The sequence below is a fragment of the Aureibacter tunicatorum genome, assembly GCF_036492635.1.
GTDB classification, from domain to species: Bacteria; Bacteroidota; Bacteroidia; order Cytophagales; family Cyclobacteriaceae; genus Aureibacter; species Aureibacter tunicatorum.
Genome location: NZ_AP025305.1, coordinates 4,645,685 through 4,672,485, shown reverse-complemented (window position 1 = coordinate 4,672,485; position 26,801 = coordinate 4,645,685). Strand labels below are relative to the sequence as shown.

General features: G+C 38.8%; 15 protein-coding genes and 3 tRNA genes. 9 read left to right on the top strand and 9 right to left on the bottom strand.

Annotation, left to right across the window (positions count from 1 at the left end; genetic code table 11):
- Positions 1-25: 25 nt before the first annotated feature.
- The 3 genes from recJ to purK all read right to left on the bottom strand — a co-directional run bounded on the left by recJ (position 26) and on the right by purK (position 3,628).
- Positions 26-1,726, bottom strand: coding sequence for a single-stranded-DNA-specific exonuclease RecJ (gene recJ, locus AABK36_RS19600; RefSeq protein WP_309936866.1), 1,701 nt, complete (start codon positions 1,724-1,726; stop codon positions 26-28).
- 214 nt (positions 1,727-1,940) lie between these two features.
- Entirely contained in the window at positions 1,941-2,462 is a 522-nt protein-coding gene (gene purE, locus AABK36_RS19595) for a 5-(carboxyamino)imidazole ribonucleotide mutase (protein ID WP_309936865.1), read from the bottom strand.
- Between the two features lie 20 nt (positions 2,463-2,482).
- Complete coding sequence (purK, locus tag AABK36_RS19590; RefSeq protein WP_309936864.1) at positions 2,483-3,628, bottom strand: 5-(carboxyamino)imidazole ribonucleotide synthase; 1,146 nt, start codon at positions 3,626-3,628, stop codon at positions 2,483-2,485.
- A gap of 260 nt (positions 3,629-3,888) precedes the next feature.
- Between purK and AABK36_RS19585 the strand changes: the two genes are divergently transcribed.
- A complete protein-coding gene (locus AABK36_RS19585) occupies positions 3,889-4,260 on the top strand; it encodes a thioredoxin domain-containing protein (protein WP_309936863.1) in 372 nt (123 codons plus the stop codon).
- 40 nt (positions 4,261-4,300) lie between these two features.
- Here the strand turns inward: AABK36_RS19585 and AABK36_RS19580 are convergent.
- The 3 genes from AABK36_RS19580 to AABK36_RS19570 all read right to left on the bottom strand — a co-directional run bounded on the left by AABK36_RS19580 (position 4,301) and on the right by AABK36_RS19570 (position 4,588).
- Positions 4,301-4,374, bottom strand: a tRNA-Arg gene (locus tag AABK36_RS19580).
- A gap of 33 nt (positions 4,375-4,407) precedes the next feature.
- Positions 4,408-4,481, bottom strand: a tRNA-Arg gene (locus tag AABK36_RS19575).
- A 33-nt stretch (positions 4,482-4,514) separates the two neighbouring features.
- Positions 4,515-4,588, bottom strand: a tRNA-Arg gene (locus AABK36_RS19570).
- A 335-nt stretch (positions 4,589-4,923) separates the two neighbouring features.
- Between AABK36_RS19570 and AABK36_RS19565 the strand changes: the two genes are divergently transcribed.
- A complete protein-coding gene (locus AABK36_RS19565) occupies positions 4,924-5,631 on the top strand; it encodes a hypothetical protein (RefSeq protein ID WP_338390301.1) in 708 nt (235 codons plus the stop codon).
- Here the strand turns inward: AABK36_RS19565 and AABK36_RS19560 are convergent.
- Complete coding sequence (locus AABK36_RS19560; protein ID WP_309936861.1) at positions 5,618-6,319, bottom strand: DNA alkylation repair protein; 702 nt, start codon at positions 6,317-6,319, stop codon at positions 5,618-5,620. The genes AABK36_RS19565 and AABK36_RS19560 overlap by 14 nt on opposite strands.
- Positions 6,320-6,565: 246 nt before the next feature.
- On the opposite strand from AABK36_RS19560, the gene AABK36_RS19555 reads away from it, so the two are divergent.
- The 5 genes from AABK36_RS19555 (at position 6,566) to AABK36_RS19535 (ending at position 12,521) form a co-directional block, all read left to right on the top strand.
- Complete coding sequence (locus tag AABK36_RS19555; protein ID WP_309936860.1) at positions 6,566-7,882, top strand: tetratricopeptide repeat protein; 1,317 nt, start codon at positions 6,566-6,568, stop codon at positions 7,880-7,882.
- Positions 7,883-8,077: 195 nt separating this feature from the next.
- A complete protein-coding gene (gene lptC / locus AABK36_RS19550; protein ID WP_309936859.1) occupies positions 8,078-8,650 on the top strand; it encodes an LPS export ABC transporter periplasmic protein LptC in 573 nt (190 codons plus the stop codon).
- Positions 8,610-8,861, top strand: a complete 252-nt coding sequence (locus AABK36_RS19545) for a hypothetical protein (protein ID WP_309936858.1) — start codon at positions 8,610-8,612, stop codon at positions 8,859-8,861. Before lptC ends, AABK36_RS19545 begins: the two co-directional genes overlap by 41 nt.
- A 27-nt stretch (positions 8,862-8,888) precedes the next feature.
- Positions 8,889-10,175 (top strand): hemolysin family protein, encoded by a 1,287-nt coding sequence (locus tag AABK36_RS19540; RefSeq protein WP_309936857.1) that lies wholly within the window; start codon positions 8,889-8,891, stop codon positions 10,173-10,175.
- A gap of 231 nt (positions 10,176-10,406) precedes the next feature.
- Entirely contained in the window at positions 10,407-12,521 is a 2,115-nt protein-coding gene (locus tag AABK36_RS19535) for a SurA N-terminal domain-containing protein (RefSeq protein WP_309936856.1), read from the top strand.
- Between the two features lie 96 nt (positions 12,522-12,617).
- Here the strand turns inward: AABK36_RS19535 and AABK36_RS19530 are convergent, their stop codons facing one another.
- Together AABK36_RS19530 and AABK36_RS19525 are read right to left on the bottom strand one after the other, a co-directional pair.
- Positions 12,618-17,051: a T9SS type A sorting domain-containing protein gene (locus AABK36_RS19530; RefSeq protein WP_309936855.1), complete on the bottom strand. Its 4,434-nt coding sequence runs from the start codon at positions 17,049-17,051 to the stop codon at positions 12,618-12,620.
- Positions 17,052-17,056: 5 nt separating this feature from the next.
- Positions 17,057-21,667, bottom strand: coding sequence for a T9SS type A sorting domain-containing protein (locus AABK36_RS19525; RefSeq protein WP_309936853.1), 4,611 nt, complete (start codon positions 21,665-21,667; stop codon positions 17,057-17,059).
- A 728-nt stretch (positions 21,668-22,395) separates the two neighbouring features.
- On the opposite strand from AABK36_RS19525, the gene AABK36_RS19520 reads away from it, so the two are divergent.
- Positions 22,396-25,155 (top strand): 2-oxoglutarate dehydrogenase E1 component, encoded by a 2,760-nt coding sequence (locus tag AABK36_RS19520; RefSeq protein WP_309936851.1) that lies wholly within the window; start codon positions 22,396-22,398, stop codon positions 25,153-25,155.
- Positions 25,156-25,197: 42 nt separating this feature from the next.
- Complete coding sequence (odhB, locus tag AABK36_RS19515) at positions 25,198-26,751, top strand: 2-oxoglutarate dehydrogenase complex dihydrolipoyllysine-residue succinyltransferase (RefSeq protein ID WP_309936849.1); 1,554 nt, start codon at positions 25,198-25,200, stop codon at positions 26,749-26,751.
- Positions 26,752-26,801 lie beyond the last annotated feature (50 nt).

Sequence of the window (26,801 nt, the reverse complement as noted above, 5' to 3'; positions counted from 1 at the left end):
AATTCACCCTGAGCAGATTTCTCCACTAATCAAACTTTATATCTTTAATATATAATTGCAGGCTTTTATTGTCTTTGAAGTTGTTTTCTTCAATAGTATAAGCCATTCTAAATCTCATTCCGCTATTGATCAATTCAAAGTATTGAGCAAAACCAAAGCCTATAGCTTCCATGACTGTGCTAGAGCCTTCTTGAGTCACTTTGAATTTGATGTGTTCTTCTTTTAGTATTCTTGGACGTTCGCAAATTTTCAGATCTTTGCTGACAAATACCGGTTGCATGTTCTCAGGACCAAAAGGAGCCATTTGCTTCAGAATATTGAAGAACTTAAAGTTGATCTGGTCGAAGTCAAGCATATAATCAACTTCGATTTGCGGGATCAGTTGTTCATCAGAGATTCTTTCTTCCACAATCTTCTCGAACTTTTCTTTGAAAGCGTCAACTTTTTCAATGTCCAAAGTAAGTCCTGCGGCGTACATATGCCCGCCATATTGGTCAAGATATTCCGAACAGTCGGAAATCGCTTCGTAGATATCAAAGCCGTGTACTGATCTAGCCGATCCAGTAGCTTTGCGGTTTGATTCTGTTAAAATGATCGTCGGGCGATAATATTTGTCTATGCAACGAGAGGCGACAATCCCAACTACGCCTTTATGCCAGTCGCTTTTGAAAAGAACGGTTGCTTTTTTGTCGAATGACGGATCGTTCTCTTCGATCATTTTGATTGCCTCAGCTGTAATATTGCTGTCCACATTCTTTCGAATGGTGTTGTTTTCATTAACCTTATTGGCAAGAAAAGAGGCTTCTTCTTCCCCTTCTGCCAAAAGCAAATCCACAGCGGCGTTAGCATGAGCTATTCTTCCCGCGGCATTGATTCTTGGGCCTATGCCGAATACTATCGATGAAATTGTCATTCGAGATTTATTGCCTAGGTCGATAAGAGCTTGAAGCCCCGGGCTTGGCTTTTTATTTAATTGCTGAAGCCCAAAGTGCGCGAGAATTCTGTTTTCATCAACAATAGGCACTATATCTGAAGCAATGCTTACTGCCAATAAGTCCAATGAGTTCATCAACTCGTTGTCATCGTATTCCATGTACCTAGCAAACCCTTGCATAAGCTTGAAGCCTACGCCGCAACCGGAAAGCTCCTTGAATGGATAAGGGCAATCTTTTCGCTTAGGATCCAGCACAGCGACAGCTTGAGGCAAATCTTCGCCAGGCAAGTGATGATCGCATACGATAAAGTCTATGCCATATGATTTAGCCGTGGCAATGCGGTCTATGGCTTTGATACCGCAATCCAAGCTAATGATGAGCTTGATATTTTTTTCTTTGGCAGTTTCGATGCCTTTTTGGGAAACACCATACCCTTCTTTATATCGATCTGGAATATAATATTCGCAATTGGGATAATAGAGCTTAAGGAATTTGTAGACTAAAGCCACCGAAGTAGTGCCATCCACATCATAATCGCCGTAAATAAGGATTTTTTCCCTTTGCTTGATAGCTTGAGCTATGCGCTCTACAGCTTTGTCCATATCCTTCATCAAGAATGGATCATACAGATCATCCAATGAAGGCCTAAAATATTTCTTAGCGTGGTCAAAATTTTGGATTCCTCTCTGTAACAGCACAGATGCTATAGTTTTATTCACATTGATTTCAGAAGAGAGGCGAATGACATCGCTTTCTTCAGGGAAATCTTTATATATCCATCTTTTGACCATTATTGATACTTTATTTATAAAAAAGTAAACTTAAATACGTGAAAATACGCAACAGCATCCGCTATTATCTTTTCCACAAATCATGGGAACGTTTTCCATGATTATATATATCGACGGAAGAAGTTTTGATATTGATCAAGTTTACACTTAATTATAACGTAATGCGTGCTCAAAAATGCAAAACTTCTTCCCAAAAAAACATCTAAGCAGGTGCTTATTTATTAGATAAAACTTTTTCGTAGCCCAATTCTTCGACATTTGAAGCCGAGTCCAGAACTTTCTGCTTCATCTCTTCTTTGTATTGATCAAGCCTTTCTCCGACTTTTTCATCAAATGCTCCAACGATTTGAGCGGCAAGAATTCCCGCATTTTTTGCTCCATCTAGTGCTACTGTGGCTACAGGCACTCCGCCGGGCATTTGCAATATTGAAAGCACAGAATCCCACCCATCGATAGAATTGCTTGACTTTACAGGCACTCCAATAACAGGAAGCGAAGTCATGGATGCTACCATCCCTGGCAAATGAGCGGCTCCGCCAGCGCCAGCAATAATCGCTTTCAATCCTTTGCCTTTAGCGCTTTGGGCATAACCCATAAGCCTTTCAGGGGTTCTGTGAGCTGATACAATCGTTAGCTCAAACTCCACGCCTAATTCTTTTAATACATTCGCCGCATCCTTCATCACTGGCAAGTCTGATTGGCTTCCCATGATTATTCCAACTCGTATGGTAGACATAATATTTTTATAGCTAAATTCTATTTACTTACAATTTTTAAATTTTCCTTAACGAAACGAGCATTTTCCTTTAAGGTTGCCGTATCGTGCCCAACTAAGGTAACATGTCCCATCTTTCTGAATGGTTTTGTTATCTTCTTTCCATATAGGTGCACATTTACTCCCGAAATGGAAAGGACTTCGTCCAAGCCTTCGTATTCCGCAAGACCTTGATAACCGTCTTCACCCAGCAGATTGACCATGATAGAAGGAATTAAGGCTTGAGTGTCTCCTAGCGGCATATCCAGAATAGCTCTTAGATGTTGTTCGTATTGGGATGTGAAGTTCGCTTCAATAGTTTGATGTCCGCTGTTATGCGGTCTGGGGGCGACTTCGTTGACAAGCACTTCGCCTGATTTTGTTACAAACATTTCCACAGCCAATAGTCCGACCATGTCAAGTTTTGTGATGACATCAATGGCTAAATCTTGCGCTTTTTTCTCTATTTCCTCGCTTATTGTTGATGGAGCAAAAAGAAACTCTACCAAGTTATGCACTGGGTGGTAGCTGAGCTCGACAGAAGGAAATGTTCTTACTTCTCCTTTTTCACTTCTTGCTACGATGACTGAGATTTCAGTTTCGAAATCCACAAGTTTTTCCAACAAGCTTGGAGCTTCAAATGCTTTGCTCAAGTCGCTCTCTGTTCTAATGATTTGAACACCTCTTCCATCATATCCTTCTTTGCCAAGTTTATTCACCGCTGGAAGAAAGTCAGCATTGCTAAGCACATCTTCTTTGGTGTCGGTAAGTATGAACGGGGATGTAGGGATGTCGTTTTCCTTGTAGAATTGCTTTTGAAGCCTTTTGTCTTGTATTAGCTCTATGACTTCAGGTTGAGGAAAAACCTTTACGCCTTCTTCCCTGAGCTTTTTCAAGGCTTGTGTATTGACGTTTTCAATTTCTATAGTCACTAAATCGCATTCTTTGCCGAATTCATAGACTGTGTCAAAGTCTGTTAGCTTTCCAATGTTGAATTCCGCAGCGATGTTTTTGCAAGGAGCGTTGGCATCAGGGTCCAAAATCGAAATATCAACATTATAATCCATAGCTGATTGAATCAGCATTTTCCCTAGCTGTCCGCCTCCTAGTATTCCTAGTTTGTAATTTTGATAAAACGCTTGTGACATGTATGTATCGGTGTGTTTAGAATTGATGATAGCGAATACAAAACTACATTAATTTTAACGATTTTTACATAAAATTAAAGTGATAATTAATTAGACTTTTTCTTTAAAGCGGCCTCGGAGTCATGAAGATCAATGATTAGGAAGGCTTATGAAGCTTTATAGATCAAAATCACTTGCCGTGATGAGCGGAGTCATAGTAGTTTTTGTGATTTATTTTAAATTAAATATTTAAATAATTCGATCAACTAAACTTAAGAGACATGCTGCAAAATCATAATAATGAAGTCTTGTTCTATTACAACGGTGAGAAATTGCTTGATAAGGAGCTATTGGTGCAAGCAAAGAATGTCTTTCAATTTGTCAGGGAGGTTGATATTGTTCGAAATATGCCGAGCAATACACGAATCATGAGATTGTGTGAAGAGTTGGGTGTTGGATTGATAAAATTGGTTGACAAAGCTGTTTTGAGCGAGGAGATATTGAGCGAGTTTGATGAGTATTCGGAAGTGGATTTGTTGAAAATCCTACAGCGAAACCCGAATATGATAAAAACTCCGATAATCGCGACATCCTCAGGATGCAAATTTGTGAAAGGGCCTCATGATCTTGAGCTTGATTGCAATGTGGTTTGAAAATAAAAAAAGGACTGCGATAAACGCAATCCTTTTTTTGTGATTCCGAAAGGACTCGAACCTTTAACCTACTGCTTAGAAGGCAGTTGCTCTATCCAGTTGAGCTACGGAACCATTATCTTCGCAAAGAAGAATTTTTTCAAGAAGTGATTCCGAAAGGACTCGAACCTTTAACCTACTGCTTAGAAGGCAGTTGCTCTATCCAGTTGAGCTACGGAACCATTGTCTTCGTAAAGAAGAATTTTTTCAAGAAGTGATTCCGAAAGGACTCGAACCTTTAACCTACTGCTTAGAAGGCAGTTGCTCTATCCAGTTGAGCTACGGAACCATTGGCTTATCGTTTTCTGTAAGCGGATGCAAATGTAGTAATTCATGCATAACGACACAAACAAATCGCTTTTTTTTTCTTTAAAAATATTGATGAGTGAATTTAAGGGGGGATAAAAGTAGAAAAAGCTATTATCTTCTAAAGGTTATATTGATCGTTGATAATTGATGGGAATGAGTATTTTTTTTCAGTGATGGCTTATTAATATCTAAATCTATGTTGAAAACTGTTATTTAGATATTAGGTCTTTTAGCGTAATTTTTAAACATTCATTTGGCAAATTATTTTCTTAATATACAAAATAAAAGATAGTGTAATTGAAAAGAGGGGACGATATGAAATCTTTAATGATATTAGGTATTTGCTTTGTGATAAGTTTGGCAAGCATAGCTACGGCATCAGGCCAATCGAATTACATTTTGTTGCGCAACGCTCATCCGGCGACTGCTAGTTTGAGCATATTTCAACAGAATAACCAGCATCATGTGATTTTTTCTTTTTTTACGAGTGATTCTTATGCTAATGAGTTCAACGCTGGCGATTATATTATTTTAACTGATGATAATGGTTTGAATTATGCCTTTCAAGTAACCAATGAAGTGCATGAAGACAATTACCCCATTCATAATGCCAATGGAGACGAAGGTTGGCTTTCAGTCTATATGTGTTCTAATTTGAATCCAGTGATTGTCGATATGATGCATGGCGCAAAGTTCAAAGACGTAGCTTTGCATCATAGACACAAGATGATTTATTCTTTTCCTACTGATCATGAGTATTATCTAAATTCTCCTGATTTTAAGAGTACATTGACGTCACAAAAGAAAAAGCCTAATAACGAGTACCAAGTATTAGGATTTGTAGACAGGCCTGATATTAGTATTTATGGCAAAGACTATTCGACGGAAAAATATCAGCATCAAAAAATGGTAAGCTTGAATGCGAATGAGAGTTTAAGAGTTTGGTCAATAGTTAATGAAAATACGAAGAATTCGTATGAAGACGCTTTAATCTTAAAGCCTGTGGCGATTAAGACTTATTAATGTGTTTGAGGGCTTCTCTTCGGGCTAAACCGGAGATGTCATGTTCATCCACGAAGTTTGAAACAAAGTTTGGGTCGGTCTTGGCATATTGCCTTAGCGACCACCCAATGGCTTTTTGAAGGAAAAATTCATTTGAACTCAGCGAAGGGATAATGTTTTTGGCAAGCATGTCAATATCAGTTTTTTCTTTGTATTTCAATTGGAATAATATTGACGCTCTTCTCAACCAGATATTGTAGGAAGTTCTCCACTTTTTAAATGTCTCTACCTGTTGCTCTTTTCTTTTCTTCATGAACTCGCCTAGGCTATTCGATGAAATATAGTCGACGGTGTCCCACCAAGACTTGTTGACAAGCATGAATTCTATAGTTTTCAGGTCATTCTCCACCCATGTTTTTCGGCTGCTGAAATGAATTTCCATAGCGAAGTGTTGCCATTCTCTTTGCTTTTTCTGATACGCAGTTTTCACTATCGTTTTGATGTCGTTTTCTAGCAATTTATAATTGATTTCTCTTTGCACTTGCTTGTCTATTGCCCTTCTGTCAGGGTTTGAAATCCCATAAGACTCAAATAAATTTCTGAAATATTGATTTTTCTGAAGAGCTTTCTTCTTGTCTGAGGCTGCTTCATATTTTAACCTGAGACTGTTTAGTAGGATTTCATTTTGTTTGGAAATAGACAAAGCCATAGTTTTGTTAATGTGATTTAATGTAGTGTAAAATAAATTATTCTTATAAAAAATAAATAAAGTATATAATAATATGGTTTTTTTATCGTTTTATAAATACGCGCAATCAAAATTTAGTATCATATTGATTTATACTTTTTTGTATTAGAAATATATTTTTTAAATTTAAAGATTATATCTAAAAATAATCGAACGAAGAAGTATAATCAACTTATTTAAACCCTAACGAATTAAATCACCTGAATTATGAAGAAGAAATTGATCATGGCTGCCATGATTTTTCTTGGCTTTTCTCCTCTAGCCAACGCCCAATGGAATTGGCCGCAGGGAGAGGAAGAGGCAGCTAAGGAAAAGAATGTGCTTTATACCGATTATGTGAAGCAAAAGGATTTTGCGTCTGCAGAGGAACCAATGGAATGGTTGTTGGAAAAAGCTCCTAACTTGAACAAGTCATTGTATATCAATGGAGCGAAGGTATATGAAGGCCTTTCAAAAAAGAATAAAGAGAATAAAGAGCTTAGAGTTCAGTATGCAGACAAAGCGATGGCTTTGTATGATAAGAGAATCGAGTTTTTCGGGCAGAAAGAGAATGTGCTAAACAGAAAAGCACTAGCTTCTTACGCTTTGTATATTAGAGACAAAGAGAAATATCAGTTTGTTTTTAATACGATGAAAGAAGCTTTTGAGGTTAATGGCTCAAAGATATATGACCAAAACTTGGTGGCTTACATGGATATCTCTAGAAGATTGAAAAAGCATAACCCTGAAGCATTGGATGACAAGTCTGTATTCTTGATTTATGAGCAAGTGACTAGCATTTTGGAAGAAAAAGTAAAGTCATTGACAAAGGCAGGAAAGGATACAAAGAAATTGGAAGCTAAGTGGACGAAGATAGATGAGTTGTTGGCAGGTACGGTAAAGGTTGACTGCGATATGATTCAGGCTAACTTGGAGCCAAAGTATAGAGAGAATCCTTCTGATCTTAAGATGGCGAAATTCTTATTGAAGCTTTGTATTGTTGGAAAGTGCATGGACTTGCAGGTATTCTTGGATGCCGCAGCGGTAGTGAATGAAGCTGACCCTACTTATGGTTTGTCTAAGATTTTGGCATTGAAGCATAAGCAAAACAAGAATTACGATGAAGCGTTGAAATTCTACGATCAAGCGATTGCTTTGACAGAAGACAATGTGAAAAAAGCGGAAATGAGCTTGGAAAAAGCGTCTGTGTATTCCAAAAGAGGTCAACTTTCGAAGGCTAGATCAGAGGCAATGTCAGCATTGCAAAACGACCCAACTTTGAAAGAAGCTTATTCTATTATTGGAAATCTTTACATGAATTCATATGAGTCATGCAAAAAGGGTGTTAACAAGGTAGAGGACAGAGCGGTATTCATAGCTGCGTATGACATGTATGCCAAAGCTGGGAATTCTAAGGGAATGAATGCGGCTAAGTCTCAGTTCCCTTCAGGAGAAGAGATCTTTACTTACAACATGAACGTAGGTGATCCTTTGACTGTAGGATGCTGGATTAACAAATCTGTGACAGTAAGAAAAAGAGATTAATATCAGTGCAATGAAGCACTTATATGAGATATTTAAGTTTAAAAAGCGGCAATTAGGCCGCTTTTTTTATTTACGCTCAGTACATTTGATAAAATAAGCGTTAACTTTGTATATTGACGTTGGATATTTATCGATATAGAGACGCATTGTCAAACGTTGAGATGTTGTATCGCGAAAATTTTTCATGATTATAAGATGAAAAAACTGTTTTTGATATCAAGCATGTTGGCTATAGCAGTATTGTATTCTTGTTCATCCAAGGACAAGGATAAGTTGCCTGAAGTTTATGAAGGACCAATACTTGAAAGCACGGATGTGGATTTGTATTATAGTGACTCGGCTATTGTCAAGATTTATATGAAGACAGCGAAAATGCTGCAGTATATGAATCAAGATCAGGAGTTTCCAGATGGGATATACATAGAGCAATGGGAAAAGGATGGGACTGTTTCCAGCTCTTTGAAAGCCAATCATTGCTATTATGAGAAAGAGAATAATCTTTGGAAGGTTTCTGGGGACGTGGTTGTCAAGGGCTTGCAGAATGATGAGCAATTGAATACCGAGGAATTGTATTGGGCTCCTGATGAAAAAAAGCTATACACGGATAAATTTGTTCGTATTGAAACAGACGGCGAGGTTCTTCTTGGCAATGGTCTCGAGGCGAATCAGGATTTTTCGTCATATGTGATATTGGAGCCAAAGGGAACAGTAACTTTAGAGTCAGAGGATGAAGAAGAAATTGAAAAAGACACCACAGAAGCAAAATAAAGGCAAGCAAGCAAAGCAGCCAAAGGAGAAAACCGAAAAGTTGATTAATGTAATTGCTTTGTCATTGTCAGTGGCTTTTTTCATGATAGGCGTCCATTTGACGATGACGCAAGGAATTCAAAGTTCTTATTTTGTGTTCATGATAAGCGTTGCATTGCTGTTTTATTATCAATTAAAAAAAAGAAAAGACAACGAGTCCTCCCAAACTTGAATTTGGGATAAAAAATAAGCCCTCATAATGAGCGAACTACAAACACCATTGACAATAGTGGCAATTTCATTGATTCTGTCCGCATTTTTTTCCGGGATGGAGATCGCATTTTTTTCTTCGGACAAGCTGGCTATTGAACTTGAAAAAAAGAAAGGCAAGCTGGCCGCTAAGATAATTTCCAATCTTTACTTTCCGAATAGCAGCAGATATATAGGTACTACTCTGATAGGTAATACAGTGGCTTTGGTGATCTATGGTATCTACATGGCTCAAATCATGGAGATTTTGAATGCGCATTGGGAAATTATCGATCCCAAAAACGATATGTTGATTTTATTGGCGCAAACAATTGTTTCCACGATCGTTGTTTTGTTTACCGCGGAGTTCACTCCCAAGAGTATTTTCTTGCTAAACCCCAATGGGTTTTTGATGGCTTTTTCCATACCAATGCTTTTATTTTATTATTTGCTGTTTATACCGGCATATGTCATAATGAGCCTCTCTAAGTTGATGATTACTATGATGGGGAGAGATTATAATGATGAGGTGCCTGCATTTGGGATGACTGATTTAAATAATTATATAAAAACAAGAATGGAATACGAGGCTCCTGAGCTTAGTGAAGTGGATACCAAAATATTTACGAATGCTTTGGAGTTTAAGAATCTGAAGGTAAGGGATTGCATGATTCCTCGAACAGATATCGAAGCTGTGGATTTGCATGATTCCATAGAGGAATTAAGGTCTGTTTTCACTAATTCCGGACATTCAAAAATTGTTGTTTATAAAGACTCTATAGATGAAGTAGTGGGTTATTGCCATTCCAATTCATTGTTCAAAAAGCCGAACAAGATAAAAGAAATATTGCAAACAATCATGATCGTCACGGAGACTATGCCAGCGAAGGATTTGATGATCAATTTTCTAAATAAAAGGAAAAGCATCGCTTTGGTTGTTGATGAATATGGCGGCACTTCGGGCATAGTCTGCACAGAGGACATCATGGAGGAGATCTTTGGTGAAATACAAGATGAGCATGATGACGAGTCTCTTGTGGAGCAAAAGATTGATGAAAGCACGTACATATTGAGCGCTAGACACGAAATTGACGATATTAATGAAAAATATGGCTGGGATATTCCTACGGGTGAATATGACACTATTGGCGGTTTTATCTTGACGGCTACAGGAAATATTCCGGAGCTTCATGAAGAAATCATTATAGAGCCTTATAAAATCACGGTGTTGAAAATGGAGGATAACAGGATAGACACAGTGAAGCTGGAATTGTTGGAAGATAAAAACCATTCTTGATCATTATCTGCATGTTATTAATATGTCTAAATAAATTGTAAACAAGATAATTTTTTTATCTTTGCTTTTAAAATTACGCTGATAAGCTTATTTTTCGTAGCTAAAAGTGTTTTTCGATTTTTAGTCTTTTTCCTTGTTAGAATTCTCAAATTGAGAAGTGAAAAATTGACTTTGGGGAAATTTTAGGTTTACAGGTAACATATTAAAATTCGCTTTATTAAAGTATAAAAAATGGCATTAATTAGTAAAATAAGAGAGAAGACAGGTCTTGCCGTAGGGGTGATTACTGTTGGTTTAGCTCTTTTCTTGGTTGGAGGAGATTTATTGGGCCCGAATTCAATATTGAAGGGTAATTCAAAACAAGTTGTTGGAGAAATTGCGGGACAAAAAATTACTTTGCAAGAATATCAACAAGAAGTTGATGAGTTAAAGAGAAATTTTGCTTTGAGAAATGGCCGTAATCCTGGTGAAGCGGAAATGAATACTATTCGCAATCAAGCTTGGCAATCGTTGGTGAGCAAGATCGCTTATGGCAATGAATATGATGAATTGGGGATTTCAGTGCCTGAGAGCGAGATTATCGACATGGTGCAAGGAAACCATATTCAACCTGAAATCAAGCAGGCTTTTACTAATCCTGAGACGGGAGAGTTCAGCAAGCAAGATTTGATCAATTATTTGAAAAATCTTGGTAGCATGCCTCCTCAACAACAAGTTTCATGGCAGTTGTTTGAGCAAGGTTTGGAGCCAGGAAGATTGAGAATGAAATATGAGAACATGCTTTTAGGCGGTTCTTATGCGACAGATATTGAAGCTGAAAAAGCTTACAAAGAGCAAAATGAGACTGTTAATGTGAAGTATTTATATATTCCTTACTACTCGATCAACGATACGACTATTTCTGTTTCTGATAGCGAGTTGAAGCAATATTTGGCGGCCCATGCTGAAGAGTTTAAAACTCAAGAAAGCAGAGTTGTGGAATATGTGGAGTTTCCAATTACTCCATCAGAAGAAGATAAGGAGTATTTCAACAAGGAGATTAAAGAGCTGAAAACTGAGTTTGAAGCTGAGAAAACGGTTAAGGAAGATTCAATTTTCGCAAAAGTTAATACCGATAATGGTTTGCCAGTAAGCGACTATACAGTAGCAAGCTTGCCGAGGTATTTGACAAATAGTATTAATATTTTGAAGCCGGGAAGTACTTTTGGCCCTTCTAAGGAAGGTGAGTTCTATACGCTTTATAAAGTGCTAGAGATTACTCAGGGAGATCAACCATCAGCAAGAGCGAGTCATATATTGTTCAAAGTGAATGGAGATGATGATGCTAAAGTTAAAGCTGAAGCCCAAAAAGTATTGAACCAAATTAAGAAAGGAGCATCATTTGCTGAAATGGCGAAAGAGCATGGTCAAGATGGTACTGCTTCAAGAGGCGGTGATCTTGGGTGGTTTGGCAAAGGAAGAATGGTTGAGCCGTTTGAAAATGCTGTTTTTGATGCTAAGAAAACAGGCTTGTTGCCTAAATTAGTTAAAACCCAATTTGGGTATCATATCATCGATGTGACTGAGACTGCTAATAGCGATGTATATAAAATTGCTTCTATTCAGAGAGAGTTGTCTCCAAGCGATAAAACTATCGACGAAGCATACCGTAAAGCTGATTTCTTCGCTAGTACAACTAACGATTACGAAGAGTTTAAAGCGAATGCAGAGAAGGATGGTTTGAAAATCGAAACAGCAAATAATGTTCAAAAGAATGATAGAAGATTAGGATCTCTTGGTAATGCAAGACAAGCTGTGTCATGGGCATACAGAGACGGTAGAATCGGAGAGATTTCACCGGCTTATGAAATTGATGGCAACTTTATCGTTCTTACAGTGACAACTGAGGTTGAAGAAGGAACTAGCACTGTTGATCAAGCTAAAGATCAATTGACTATCAAAGTCAAAAACGATAAGAAAGCAGAGCAAATCATTGCTAAGCTTAAAGGCAAAAACGGAGCTTTGAATGAAGTGGCAATAGCTTATGGAAGCGCAGCTAATGTATTCACTAAAAACGGAGTGAAGTTGGCAGACAACTCTTTGCCTAATGCAGGATATGTTCCTGAATTGGTTGGAGCTGCGTTTGGTTTGAATGCTGGTCAAAAGTCTGGTCCTATCAAGCTTGACAATGGAGTTGCAATTATAGAGGTTGTGACTAAAGCTCCTGGTACAGAAGCAAAAGAAGAGCAACTTAAGACTGAAAAGCAAAACCTTGCGAGCAAAGCAAGATCTAGAGCTTCATATGGAGTTAATCAGGCAATTCAGAAGAATGCTGATGTAAAAGATGAGAGATATAGATATTATTAATATATATTCTTAAGCGAATGAAAAAGCCGATGCTTAGCATCGGCTTTTTGTTTTTTGAGGCGACTTTTGTTAAATGAAGAGTTTATAATCAAGTTGCTACAGTAGCATGATTTTAATCGCTCGTACTTCTTTCTCCGTTTGAAAATGAATGAAATACACACCGCTTTCAAGTGATTTTTTACGATTGAATTCCAATCTTTTTTTACCCGACAAATTTTTATATTCACCCATGTCCCAAACGAGTTTACCTGTATTGTCGTGCATTTCCAATTTCAGGTTGTAGATTGGGCCATTAAGGTCCATGTCAATATATAAGACATCTTTGGCAGGGTTAGGATATACTATAAATCGATTGTCAATATTCAATTTCTCTATTCCTACGATGCATGATTGAACATTGATATTGAAGTTTCCTGTGACATCACAACCAAATGAGTCTGACAATCGGTAGTTGACTTCATGTTCTCCTACCCCTGCTGAGTTGACTTCAAATCTATTGTTGACAACATTCAATCCGCTATATCTGGAGGTGAATCCATCAAAACTAGGCAAATTCAAATCAGAGGTGTCTGAGCAGAACTTTGTATTGGTGAAGTAAGAGAAGTCGATATCGGCAGAATTTATACGTCTCCACTGCAAGTGAGTTATGATTACGGAATCGCAACTATTGAAGCTTTGAAGAGTGTCATAGTATGTTCCTTCTTGTGAAATGTAATTGCCGGATAAAAACAAGCTGTCTCCTTGGCAAATAGTTAATGTCCTTTCATTGGAAGGGTTTGGAAAGTAGCCAAGGTGGTGAGCCATGATTTGGTGACAACCATTTGGAGAAGATAAAGTATCGTAAAATACGCCAGGGTTTTTGCGATATTCTCCGCTTAGCAATATGCTATCTCCTTTGCAAATCTTGGGGAAAACATTGGTTATTTGATCGATAGTAATGTTTAGTTGCGTGGATATAATACTGTCGCATCCAGTTCTTGTCAAAAGTGAGTCATAGTATGTGCCGGATTGACTCACAAATTTTCCTCCAAGTAGAATGCTGTCTCCTTGGCAAATTCTCATGCTACGATTGACTAGATATTTAGGTCTGACGTTCAGCGCGGTGATTACTACGCTGTCGCAACCATCGGCAGCAGTCAATGTATCGTAATAAAGACCCGCATTATATACATAATTACCTCCAAGGAAAATACTATCTCCTAGACAAATGGATTCGGTATTCATGGTTTGAAAGACAGGTTGAACGTTTAAAACAGCCATTAATATGCTATCGCACCCATTTATAGTAGTCAAAGAATCGTAAAATATACCGCTTTCATTTCTATATTCTCCGAATATATATATACTGTCCCCTTCGCAAATCTCTAGGTTGTTATGTGAGAAATAATTAGGGCTCACCATTAATGTGGTAGTTACAATACTGTCGCAACTTTGAAAAGATGATAATGTGTCAGTATAGATCCCGGCAGCATTGACATATCTATCATGTAAAAGTATGCTGTCTCCAGAGCAAATTTCAAGGGTTTGGGATGATTGAGGCTGATTGTATATTCCAACTTGGTAAACTTTCACGCTATCACAGCCATCAGTTGTGAATAAACTGTCGTAATATGTGCCTGCTGTATCATAATATGTGCCTGCAACTAGGAGGCTGTCGTCAGGACAAATTCCAATGTTTAAATATCTAGTGTATGTCGGTTTGATTTTAATGTTGGTAATAACAATACTATCTCCTCCTTGGGAAGATGTTAGCGAATCATAAAATTGGCCCGGTAGTGTTTGATAACCACCTCCAACATATATTTGATGGCCTTGGCATAAGTTGATATCTCTTAGCGTAAATTCTACAGGATGCACTGTGAGGTTAGAGAAAATTATGCTGTCGCATCCTAATGATGAAGTTGTGGTGTCCATATATACTCCAGCTTCTTTTTGATAAGCATTTTCTAGGAAAATACTATCTCCCTGATGTATGCTAAAATAATTCTGGCTGGACTTTTCGGGAATAATATGAAGAGTGCTTACAATTATACTGTCTCCGCCCTGGCTGGCAGTTAGCGTGTCATAATATATTCCAGCTCTTCTTCTGTATGCATTTCCTAGAAATATGCTGTCATACGAGCAGATGTCATATGCTTGTTGATGCATGAATGGAGGCAAGACATCAAGCGTTGTTATTACAATGCTATCGCAGGAAAGCGAACTTGCAAGTCGTTGGGGGTATTCTCCTGATTCGGTTCTGTACAATCCGGCAATCAATGCGCTGTCACCGCTTATGATGCTTCTGTATATTCTGGTAGTGTCAATAGGTATAATGCTTAATTGAGTTCGCACGATACTGTCGCAAAGCGTAAGCGAGTTGAGGGTATCAATATATAATCCCGCTTCTTTTTGAAATGCTCCTTCAAGATATACACTATCTCCATAACATATCGAGGCATTATGATTTATTCGATATACCTCGTTTACAATAAGGTTTGTGACTACAACACTATCTAAATTAAGGATATTGCTTAGAGTGTCTGTGTACATGCCTTCTTCAGTTTCATATCTGGTATTAGCGACAAATGCGCTATCGCTTTCGCAGATCACTGTTTCTACAAGGGTATGAGTAACAGGAAATACATTGAGTGAGGTAATAATCACACTATCACAACCAAAATAACTAGTCAATGTATCTCGGTATACACCGCCGTTGAGTTGATAATTTCCACCTAGAAAGGCACTGTCCCCTTCGTTAATATTTAAAATTTTTGATTCTTCAAATATCGGACTAACGCTTAATACGGAAATGATGACACTATCACAACCATTTGTTGTATTAAGTGTATCGTAATATGTACCGCTTGATTGTCTATATTCTCCTTGTAGATAAATACTGTCATTGTTGCAAAGCTCGATAACATTGCGATTAGAGTATGAAGGGTTTACAGTAAGCACTGTGGAAATGATACTATCACAGCCTTTCGAAGTAGTATATCTTTCAACATAGGTTCCTGAGACACTTTGATAATCAGAGCCTATCATTACACTGTCTCCTTGACAGATTTCAATGTTGTTATTAACTCTTATGGTATCGCAAGAAGAGAATTTTATTATGGCCAAGTCTAATGAACGATTATTGGAAGTGAAGGAATTGCCGTCAAATTCCATTTGATTTCTAAAGTATCCAGCGAGATAAAGATTGTCATTTGAATCTGTGGTTATCTCATTCAAATAGAGCCCTCCTGGAGAGCCGTATACTTGGGATTTTAGAAGTCCGCCCTCTTCACCATATTCTACAAAGTATAATTGGTTGTTACCGTCTGATCGTAGAGTTGTTCCAACGTCAAGAGTACCATTAAAGCTACCAGTTACTATTACAGATCCATCATATTTTGCTGAAATCTTATAAGTTGTGGGAGAAATTTCTCGGCCTGCGTTAAGCGATTTAACCCAACTGAATTGTCCATTGCGCTGGTATTTAGCTACAAAAACTTCTTGAAGATTGCCAATATTGAGAATTTCACCTTGTCTGGCTCTTGGCGGATTAAAATTAACAGCTCCTCTGTAAAGACCTGCAACATAAACTCCATCATTGTGTGGGCTGACCGACATTTCAAAGATGCCAACAAATGGGTTTTGCGTTCTGTTGCTTCCATCTATTTCGAGGTTGCGACCCCAGTTAACTCCTCCGCTTCGATTGGTTTGCACTAGAAAACCTGCGGAATTGTTGCTTCCATGAGCAGTGGATGACAAGGTCAGATATTGATTAATCCTCCAAGTTCCAGAATAATAACCGCTAAAATAAACATTGTCGTTGCTGTCTGCTCCAACAACATTTACGGAAACATATGAAGCTCTTGAGTCTCCTAAGTTGCGATGCCATTGCAGGTTTCCTTGAGGATTCCATTTGACTACATATGAGTTTTGATACGACGTTGCTGTGATATTTCTGACAGATGAGTTGAGGTCTATATCAATGGTTCCAGTATATGTTCCGCCAAGTATGATATTGTTTTCCGAGTCGGTAGCTATTGATGATGGCAGGCTAATATTTCCCCCCATTGATTTGGCCCACAGATATGATCCGTCATTTGAATATTTTGCAACGAAGATGCCTCCATTGGTTAAATTGAGGTTTCGAGTGGCTGAGGACGGGTCAAAATCAATATTACCTCTTGCGAAACCAACGATAACGGCATTTCCATCAGAATCCACCGCAAGTTTATAACCATAATCTGAGCTTGACCCTCCTATTTTGAAAGCAAAAATCAAGATTCCATTTTCGTCATATTTAGCCAGATAGGCATCGGTCCCCCCAGAAGAAGTTATATTGAAATCTCCTCCTCTAGTATCAAAGTTTACAGTATTTCTAAAAGACCCTAGGAAAAAAGACGCTCCATTATGATCCACTTGCACGGCATTTCCGAGATCGTCACTTGTTCCTCCTGTTGCAACAGCCCAATTATAATATAGCTGAGCGAATGAGCTTTGCGCCAAAGCGCAAAAGAGAAGAATCGCAATTATTGCTTTTGTCGTTTTTTTCATTTGGACTATTCAATTATTATTTTTCTTGAAATAATGGAGGAGTTTAATCTTATCTTTATGATATATTCTCCTGAAGGGTAATTCGCTACATTGAATTCGTAAGTGGCCTTGCCAGAATAATGCTCTACAGGTTTTGTTTTAAGAAGCCTTTTACCTTGCAAGTCATACATGCCAATTTCCAGCACTCCAGCTTTTTTGATTAGCAGATTAATATTTAAAATATCTTTTACCGGAACAGGAGAAATTTTAACTGACAGCAAGTTGTCTTCAGGCGATTCAAGACCGGTGCATGATGAAACTGTCAGCAATAAACTATCGGCTAGCCTGCAAAAATTCCCTTCCTGTTGATATTCATATTTGACGTAATGTTCTCCAGCTCCAGCGATATTTGGAAAGAAAGCGTTGTTTATGACTCCATTGCCTGAGTAGCTTACGGACCCGGATTTATTCTCAGGGAGATCGATTTCTCCGGAGTTAAGACAGTGTGTGTCAAGCAAGCTTCCGCTAAAGTTGAAAGGAAGCAATGATTTGGCTTTGATTCTAACAGTTGTGGTAATAATACTGTCGCAACCAAACGTGCTTCGAAGAGTGTCCAAATACACACCTTGAGATTTGACAAATCTATTTCCAACGACAATGCTATCACCTTCGCATAATTCTTTGGATTCAGATACATTGAAGCTCTGGCGGTAAGTCAATGCTGTTATGAGAACATGCCTGCATTCATTGTCGACATTGATGGTGTCGTAATAAACACCTGGTTGCTTGATATATTGTCCTCCGATAAGAATGCTATCGCCGGGGCATATTTCGACGAATGCTGAATTTCTCACACTGATGCCAACAGAAAGGTTGGTTTGGATGACGCTATCACATCCATGAATTGATTGAAGCGTGTCGTAGTAAATGCCTGCTTCTTTTTGAAATTCATTTTGAAGGAAAATACTGTCACCTGTGCATATTTGTTCATTGTTGGTAATCAGATATTGCGGTAGAACAACTAAGGTTGTGATTACTATCGAATCGCATAATTGAATCGTTTGAAGAGTATCATATATTACTCCATTGTTTTTATAATAACTTCCATTGACGAATGCGCTGTCCCCCTGACAAATAGTGAGATCGCTGTAAGATCTGAAAGTAGGGTTTACAATTAGTTGCGTGACGATAATACTATCAGCCCCTTCTATGGAGGTAAGAGTGTCGTAGAAAACACCATCGTTAAACTGATAATTGCCTCCAAGCAAAATACTATCTCCTTCGCAAATGACACTGCTGGTGCTGATTTTGTAAAATGGAATGACATTCAATGTTGTGGAGATCACACTATCGCAACCATTTGAAGAATTAAGCGTGTCGTAGAATATGCCTGAGTTTTTTTGAAATTCGCCAGCCAGTAAAATACTGTCTCCTTGTTTGATTCTGAGAGAATCTTGCATGAGATATGTTGGGTTCACATCCAGATTGGTGACAATTACGCTGTCACCTCCCAGACTAGTGCTAAGCGTATCGTAATATGTTCCTGCGTTCATTTGCAGTTGGCCCTCTGCGTAATAAGTTTCACCGTCACAAATAGATATATTAAGCACAGTGTGATTAACAGGCAGAACCATCAAGTTAGTTATTACAACACTATCGCAACCATCAGAACCTGGATAAGTAGTGAATATATCGCCACTGCTGTTATAATAATTATCACCGATTAGTATGCTGTCTCCATTGTTGATCACTTGAGATACTTCAATGCTATCGATTAGATTAATGGATAATGTCGTGACAATAATGCTATCACCACCTTGGATATTCGTCAGTGTATCATAGAATATTCCGTTGTTTTTTTGGAAAGCCTCTTCGAGTAGTATGCTGTCGCCTTCACAAATTGAAGTGTCTTGCATTACGTGATTGACAGGAAACACATTGAGCGTAGTTGATATTATACTGTCGCATCCAATTGCTGAAGTCAGTGTGTCATTGTAAATACCAGCGACTTTCTGATATGCTCCACCTAACAGAATACTGTCTCCATCATTAATATTGGCTATCAACCCAACATTATAGGTTTGCAGGATTGATAAGTCTGTGATGACGACTCTTTTACAACCGTTGTCTTGAGATAGAGTGTCATAATAAGTTCCAGCTACTTTTTGGAAATCACCTCCTAAAAACATGCTGTCACCATCACAAAGACTTGATTGTGTCTCCACGACGACCGTAGGGATTACATTAAGAATGGTCATGATCACGCTGTCTCTTAAGTCTGGAAGTTGCAGAGTGTCATAATATGTTCCTGAGGTTCTTCTGTATTCTCCCTGAGCCAAGACGCTATCATCTTCGCAAATATCTAAATTGAGAATATAATGGCTTACCGGCAATACTTCCAATGTGTTGAATATAAGGCTGTCACAACCTCTTGTAGTAGTCAAGTTGTTTACATAGGTTCCTGATCTGAATCGATATTCTCCCGCGAGCAATATGCTGTCACCATCGTTGATTCTATGATTTACATAGATATTGAAAGTGTCTCTGACTACTAATGTGGTAGTAAGCAAGCTGTCGCAACCTAAATTAGTGGTTAATGTGTCATGATATGTCCCTTGGATAGATCTGAATTGATTTCCGAAGAAGGAGCTGTCTCCTTCGCAAATTTCAATGGTTTGCCTGACATCATTGATCTCTCCTATTCGAAGATCGAATTGATAGATATTACAGGCTTGTGTCGTGAATACGGTATCTGTGTAAATACCAGCTTCACTTTGATAGTGAGTTCCAAGCAACACACTGTCTCCCGCGCACCTGTATACTGTTAACGGTATTGTGCGCGCATCCAAGAATGTGACATCATAGTTCTTGACACTGTCGCAACCTAAGCTGGATGTTAATTGGTTTTGGTAGAAACCTGAGGTGAAATAATGATTTTCTCCAACTTGAATGCTGTCGCCCGAACATTTATTTACCGTGATTGTATCGCTATATGACGGAAGCACAGTCAAGGAAGTGACTAAAATACTATCGCAACCTAAACTGTTGCTTAGTGTGTCTCTATATATCCCTGCTAATGTTTGATAAGCTCCCTGCAATAATATACTGTCTCCATTGCAAATGGATGATGAAATGTTTTCAATGATTTCTTCGCATTGCGAATAAGATGAAATGAATGAACTGAGGCCGTTATCTCCTGAAACAATTTCGTCGGGAACGGTTCTGTCAGGATTTACATTCAAAGTTCCTGAAAACTGGCCGGATAAGAATATATTCGCTTTATCGTCTGCCAGTACATTCAGTCCGTATTCCGTCGAAGAGTTTCCTAGATCAAAAACCCACCTAAAGTCACCTTGGCTTGTGTAACTTGCCAAGTATATATCAATGACTCCTCTGTATGTAAGATTGGAAGTACTGCCTGATGGATCGAAATCGACAGTGTTTTCATACCCACCTGTGATGAATATATTATTTTGTTTGTCCGAGGAAATGGAGGTCGTGAATGGTCCAAGTTGACTGCCTCCGATACTACGAGTCCATGTATGATTGAAGTTTGTTCCGTATTTACTTATGAATGCATTTCTTCTGTTGTCCGGAGCGGTATGGTTTTCTAACCCGCCAGTGGGATCGAAGTCCACAGTATTTTGGAAACGACCCGTTACTATTAACTCGCCATTTCTATCAATATTTAAAGCTTCTCCCACATCATCGCCTGCGGCTCCAATACGGAATGCTTGAATATATTGTCCTGATGAACTGTATTTGGCGAGGTAAATATCTTGACCTCCGTTGGAGGTTAGATTTTGTGTGAAATTATTTCTTGGATCAAAGTCGGCAGTATTTTGAAAATAACCGGTTAAGATGATTTCTCCATTATCTTGCAGCACCATGTCATTCAATTGATCTCTTGACTGACTACCTACAGAAAATGACCATTGATGTTCTCCGCTAGTGTTATATTTGAGAACAAAGAAATCATAACTGCCTCTTGAATTCAAAGTAGTACTTGTCTGAGCGGGATTAGGTTGCATTCTGCCTTGAAAGATTCCGCTTATATATGTGTCCCCTTGGTTATTAGCTTCAATTCTCAAGGCATCGACAGCGCTATTTCCGATAAGCCTTCTTACCCAGATGAAATTTCCATTTCTGTCATATTTAGCCAAAAAGCCAATACTATGAGATGATGTGCTTAACGTGCTGCTTGCCTGGCTTGATGGATCAAAATCTATTTGTCCTGTTGTAGAGCCTCCTCCTGCTCTGGGTTCAATTCTTCCCGTTACATAGATGTTTCCGCTAGCATCGATCGAAACATCGTTTAAGGATGAGAAAGTGTTTGAAATCAAATGCTTTGCGAATATAAATTCGCCTTCTTTGCTGTATTTGGCTATAAACAGATCCTCTCTGAGTTGTCCGATATTTCCCGCGACAAGTAAGGATTGTCCGTCTCCTGGATCAAAATCCACTGAGCCTTGGAAATTTCCGACAGCTAGAATATTACCTTGTCCATCCTCTATTATTTCTTGGACGAAACTTCCCCCTTCGCTAGTTAATGGAATCACCCATTCGTAATTGTGCTGGGAAATTCCATTAAAGGAAAATAAAAGTGTAAATGCAATTGCTAAAGTAAACGCTCTCATTCATTTTATATATTTATAACATTAATGAATATTATAATTCAAATAATAGAACAAGAGATGAAATGCTTGGTTCAGAAATTATAAAATAAATGTTCTTTTATATGATTTTTTTAAATATTACATACCTTCTTTTAAGTTGATTGTGTTGATTTGATGTTATATTGCTTGTGGTTTGTCTAGATTTTATTTTTCTGCTTGGAAGGGCCTTTGATTATGTTGTTTGGGGGATTTAGGCAATTTTTTACCGAAACTTGAAGGCATTAGTTTTCAATACTTAGCAGTCTATTTCTATTTGATTTATAAATGAATTTATTAATTTTGGGAAGCAATAAAATGCTTCTCAGAGTAACTTTTTCACCTATTTCAAATAATATATTTTTCAAATATTAATTCAAATCACAAGTAGCTTAAGCGTAATATTATTTTATAAAATAATTTTTTGATAGAATTTTTGTACTGTTAAATAAAAAAAATAAAAATTTTATTGCTTAATTTAATTTTATGAAAAATGCATTTTTCTTATAGTGAAATGTTAAGTGTTTCCTTAAGGTGTTGATATGTAGGGTTTTGTGGTTTGTGTTTAATATGTTTCCTTTCATTATTTCAAAAATAGTCGGCTTTGATTTGCAAACATCTGCTTTTCAATGGTATTTGCTAAATCGCATAAGCAATTATAACTCTAAGTAATTTCATTATATATTTACGAAGTCACCTAAACGCTAAAATAAATGGATAAATACTCCTATATTGCAAATGCACACGGTGAGTACATAGACCAATTGTACGAATCGTATAAGAATGATCCGGCTTCGGTAGACGAAAGCTGGCAAAAATTCTTCGAAGGATTTGAGTTTGCAGAATTGCAAAACGCTCCCCTCCTGCCGGGAGATAAAACAACTAAAACATCTGCTTCAACTTCACAACCTGCTTTAGGTGCGGATGCTTCTTCAAAGGAAATTCTAGTAAGAAATCTTATTCACGCTTACAGAACCAGAGGGCATCTAAGAGCAAAGACCAACCCAGTAAGGGAAAGAAGACAGCATAATGCTTATCTTGACCCTCACACATTAGGATTGTCTGATTCTGATTTGGAAAAAACTTTCGAAATTGGAAATGAGATCGGGATTGGAAAAGCGACACTTCAGAAAATTCTTGATAGATTAAAGAGCGTTTACGAAGGGCATATTGGATTTGAATATATGCACATTCGTGAGGCTGAGATTATCGATTGGTTCAAGAATAAAGTTGAAAGAGAAATGCAGGATATTCCTCTTTCGCTTCAAACTAAAAAGAGAATTCTTAGCAAGTTGAACGAAGCTGTGGTCTTCGAAAACTTCTTGCACACTAAGTATATCGGTCAGAAGAGGTTTTCATTGGAAGGTGGAGAGACTACTATTCCAGCATTGGACTCAATGATCAATAAAGGAGCTGACTTGGGAATCGAGGAAGTGATCATAGGAATGGCTCATAGAGGCAGGCTTAATGTCTTGGCAAATACTATGGGTAAAACTTATGAGCAAATCTTCAACGAATTCGAAGGGCAATGCCCTCCTGACTCGACAATGGGTGGCGGTGACGTGAAATATCACCTAGGGTTCAAGAGTAAGATCACTACTCCTGCAGGGAAAAATGTAAGCCTTAACCTAGCGCCTAATCCATCCCACTTAGAAGCTGTTGACCCAGTAGTGATTGGTTCTACAAGAGCTAAGTTGGATTACTTGTACAATAAAGACAAGAGCAAGATAGTTCCAATACTTATCCATGGTGATGCCGCTTTGGCAGGACAAGGAGTGGTATATGAAGTGGCTCAGATGGCCGGACTTCATGGGTACAATATTGGTGGTACCATTCACTTTGTGATCAATAATCAGCTTGGGTTTACGACTGACTATGATGATGCTCGTACAAGTATCTACAGCACAGATGTAGCTAAAGTAACGGATTCGCCAGTGCTTCACGTTAATGGAGATGACCCGGAAGCGGTAGTAAGATGCATGGAGTTGGCGATCGAGTTCCGTCAGAAATTTCAAAGAGATATTTATATTGACATGGTATGTTACAGACGCCATGGGCATAATGAAAGCGACGAGCCTAAGTTCACTCAGCCTTCGCTTTACAAGAAGATCTCCAAGCATGCGAATCCAAGGGAAGTATATAATCAAGCCTTGATTGAAAGAGGTGATATTGACGCTCATTTGGCTAAGGAAATGGATCAGCAATTCAAGCAATTGCTTCAAGATCGTCTAGACCAAGTGAAGCAAAATCCGCTTCCATACACTCTTCAACCATTTGAAGCTCAATGGAATACATTGAGGCTTTCCACTAAGAAAGATTTTGAGTCTTCTCCTGATACATCTATATCAGAAGACAACTATAATAAGGTTGCCGGAGCCTTGACGAATGTTCCGGAAAACTTCAAGCCTCTGCGCCAGATTGACAAATTGTTGAAAGAGCGTCAAAAGATGTTCTTTGACAATAAAGAGTTGAATTGGGCGTCGGCGGAATTATTGGCTTATGGATCAATATTGCTGGATGGCAAAAAAGTTAGAATCTCGGGGCAAGACGTAAGAAGAGGAACATTCTCTCACAGACATGCTGTCTTGTTTGATTCTGAAACTAATCAGCCATATTCTAGCTTGGACAACATGGATCCAACGGCTCCTAAGTTTTCGATTTACAATTCTTTGCTTTCAGAGTATGCGGTATTAGGTTTTGAGGTAGGTTACTCTATGGCAAATCCAAATGCTTTGACAATCTGGGAAGGACAGTTTGGAGATTTCGCCAATGGAGCGCAAGTGATGATCGACCAGTTCATTGCCAGTATGGAAACAAAGTGGAATAAGATGAACGGTATCGTAATGTTGTTGCCTCATGGGTACGAAGGTCAAGGGCCGGAGCACTCTTCGGCGAGACTTGAAAGATACTTGCAGCTTTGCGCTGAAGATAATATGATCATTACAAATATTACTTCGCCGGCAAACTTCTTCCATGCATTGAGAAGACAGTTGGCATGGCCTTTCAGAAAGCCATTGATCAATATGTCGCCTAAGTCGCTATTAAGACATCCTAAATGCGTATCGCCTTCTGATGAGTTCTTGAATGGACACTTCCAAGAAGTAATTGACGATGCGAATGTGGAGGCTGGCAAAGTGAAGAGAATACTGTTTTGCACAGGCAAGCTTTATTATGAATTGCTTGAGCGTCAGCAGTCTGAGAAAAGAGAAGACGTTGCTGTCGTAAGGTTGGAGCAATTGCATCCGCTGCCGCTTAATCAGATCGAAGCTATCTTGGCTAAGTATGAGGGCGCTGAAGTAGTTTGGGTGCAAGAAGAGCCTAAGAATCAAGGTGCTTGGTGGTACATCAATAACCATACAGAAAATATTCAATTGTCATGCATCTCAAGAGAGCCTAGCGCTACACCTGCGACAGGTTTCGCCAAGATACATGCTAAAGAACAAGCAGATATCATTGACAGATCTTTTGCTTAATCCATCATCTTTTTAGAAGACTTTGAAAACGAATTAAAGGCTATGAAATTAGAAATGAAAGTCCCTGTAGTGGGCGAATCTATAAGCGAAGTAACAGTAGCGCAATGGTTTAAAAGCGAAGGTGATCACGTGGAAAGAGACGAAGTGATCTGTGAATTGGAATCTGACAAGGCTAGCTTCGAAGTGCCGGCCGACGCTTCTGGAACGCTTCATTTGATCGCAGAGGAAGGAGATACTATTGAGATCGGCGCTGTGATCTGCACGATCGACGCTGATGGCGAAGCACCGTCTGAAACTCCAAAGACTGCTGGGATTGCTCCGGAAACTCCTGCTCCTGCGGCAGCTCCTGAAGTTCCAAGCGAGCCTAAGGAAACAGGCGAAGTATACGAAATGCGTGTGCCTTCAGCTGGCGAGTCTATCACTGAAGTGACTATGGGCGCATGGACAAAAGAAAGCGGAGACTTCATCGAAGAAGAGGAAGTAATCGTGGAGATTGAATCAGACAAAGCTACTTTTGAGATTCCTGCTGAGAAAACAGGTGTTTTGGAAATTGTAGCTCAAGAAGGTGATATTCTAGAAATTGGCGGTCTTATCTGCCGTATAAAAGTGATGACAGGCGGTGCAAAACCAGCTGCGGGTTCTCCAGCAGTTGAAGCTCCGGCAGCGGCATCTGCTCCAGCAGGTGAAGCTTCACATGCTTCAGGTCATCCCTCTCCGGCAGCGGCTAAGATCTTGGCTGAAAAAGGTGTTTCTCCAGAGCAAGTAAGCGGCACTGGCGTTGGTGGAAGAATCACTAAAGCCGACGCTTCTTCAGCGCAAAAGCCTGCTCCAGCTGCGAAGCCTGCCGCTTCAGCTCCAGCGGCTAAGGAAGAAGCTCCAGTTGCTGTTTCTGCTGACAGAGGTCAAGAAAGAAAGAAAATGTCTTCTCTTCGTCGTACAGTAGCCAGAAGGTTGGTGTCTGTTAAGAACGAGACTGCGATGTTGACAACATTCAACGAAGTGGACATGAAGCCTATCATGGACCTTCGAAAGCAGTACAAGGAGAAGTTCAAAGATAAATTTGAGGTGAACTTAGGATTCATGTCATTCTTTACTAAGGCTTGCACAATTGCTTTGCAAGAGTGGCCTGCGGTAAATGCCCAGATTGATGGAAATGACATGGTATATAACAATTTCTGCGATGTGTCTATCGCCGTTTCTTCTCCTAAGGGGCTTGTAGTGCCTGTGATTAGAAATGCTGAGAAGATGTCATTCAACGAAATCGAGCAAGAAGTAGTGAACTTAGCGCTTAAAGCGAGAGCTGGCAAGTTGACTATTGAAGAGATGACAGGCGGTACATTTACTATCACTAATGGAGGTATCTTTGGTTCTATGCTTTCGACTCCGATTATCAACGCTCCTCAATCTGCGATTTTAGGTATGCACAATATCGTGGAGAGACCAGTTGCGATCAACGGACAAGTTGAAATCAGACCAATCATGTATGTGGCTTTGTCTTATGACCACAGAATCATTGATGGTAGAGAGTCTGTTAGCTTCTTGAAGCGAGTTAAAGAGCTTCTTGAAGATCCAACTAGAATGCTTCTAGGTATCTAGTAAACCTTGATTCCTCGGAAAATTTCAACAATATTCCGAGGAATTGCTTA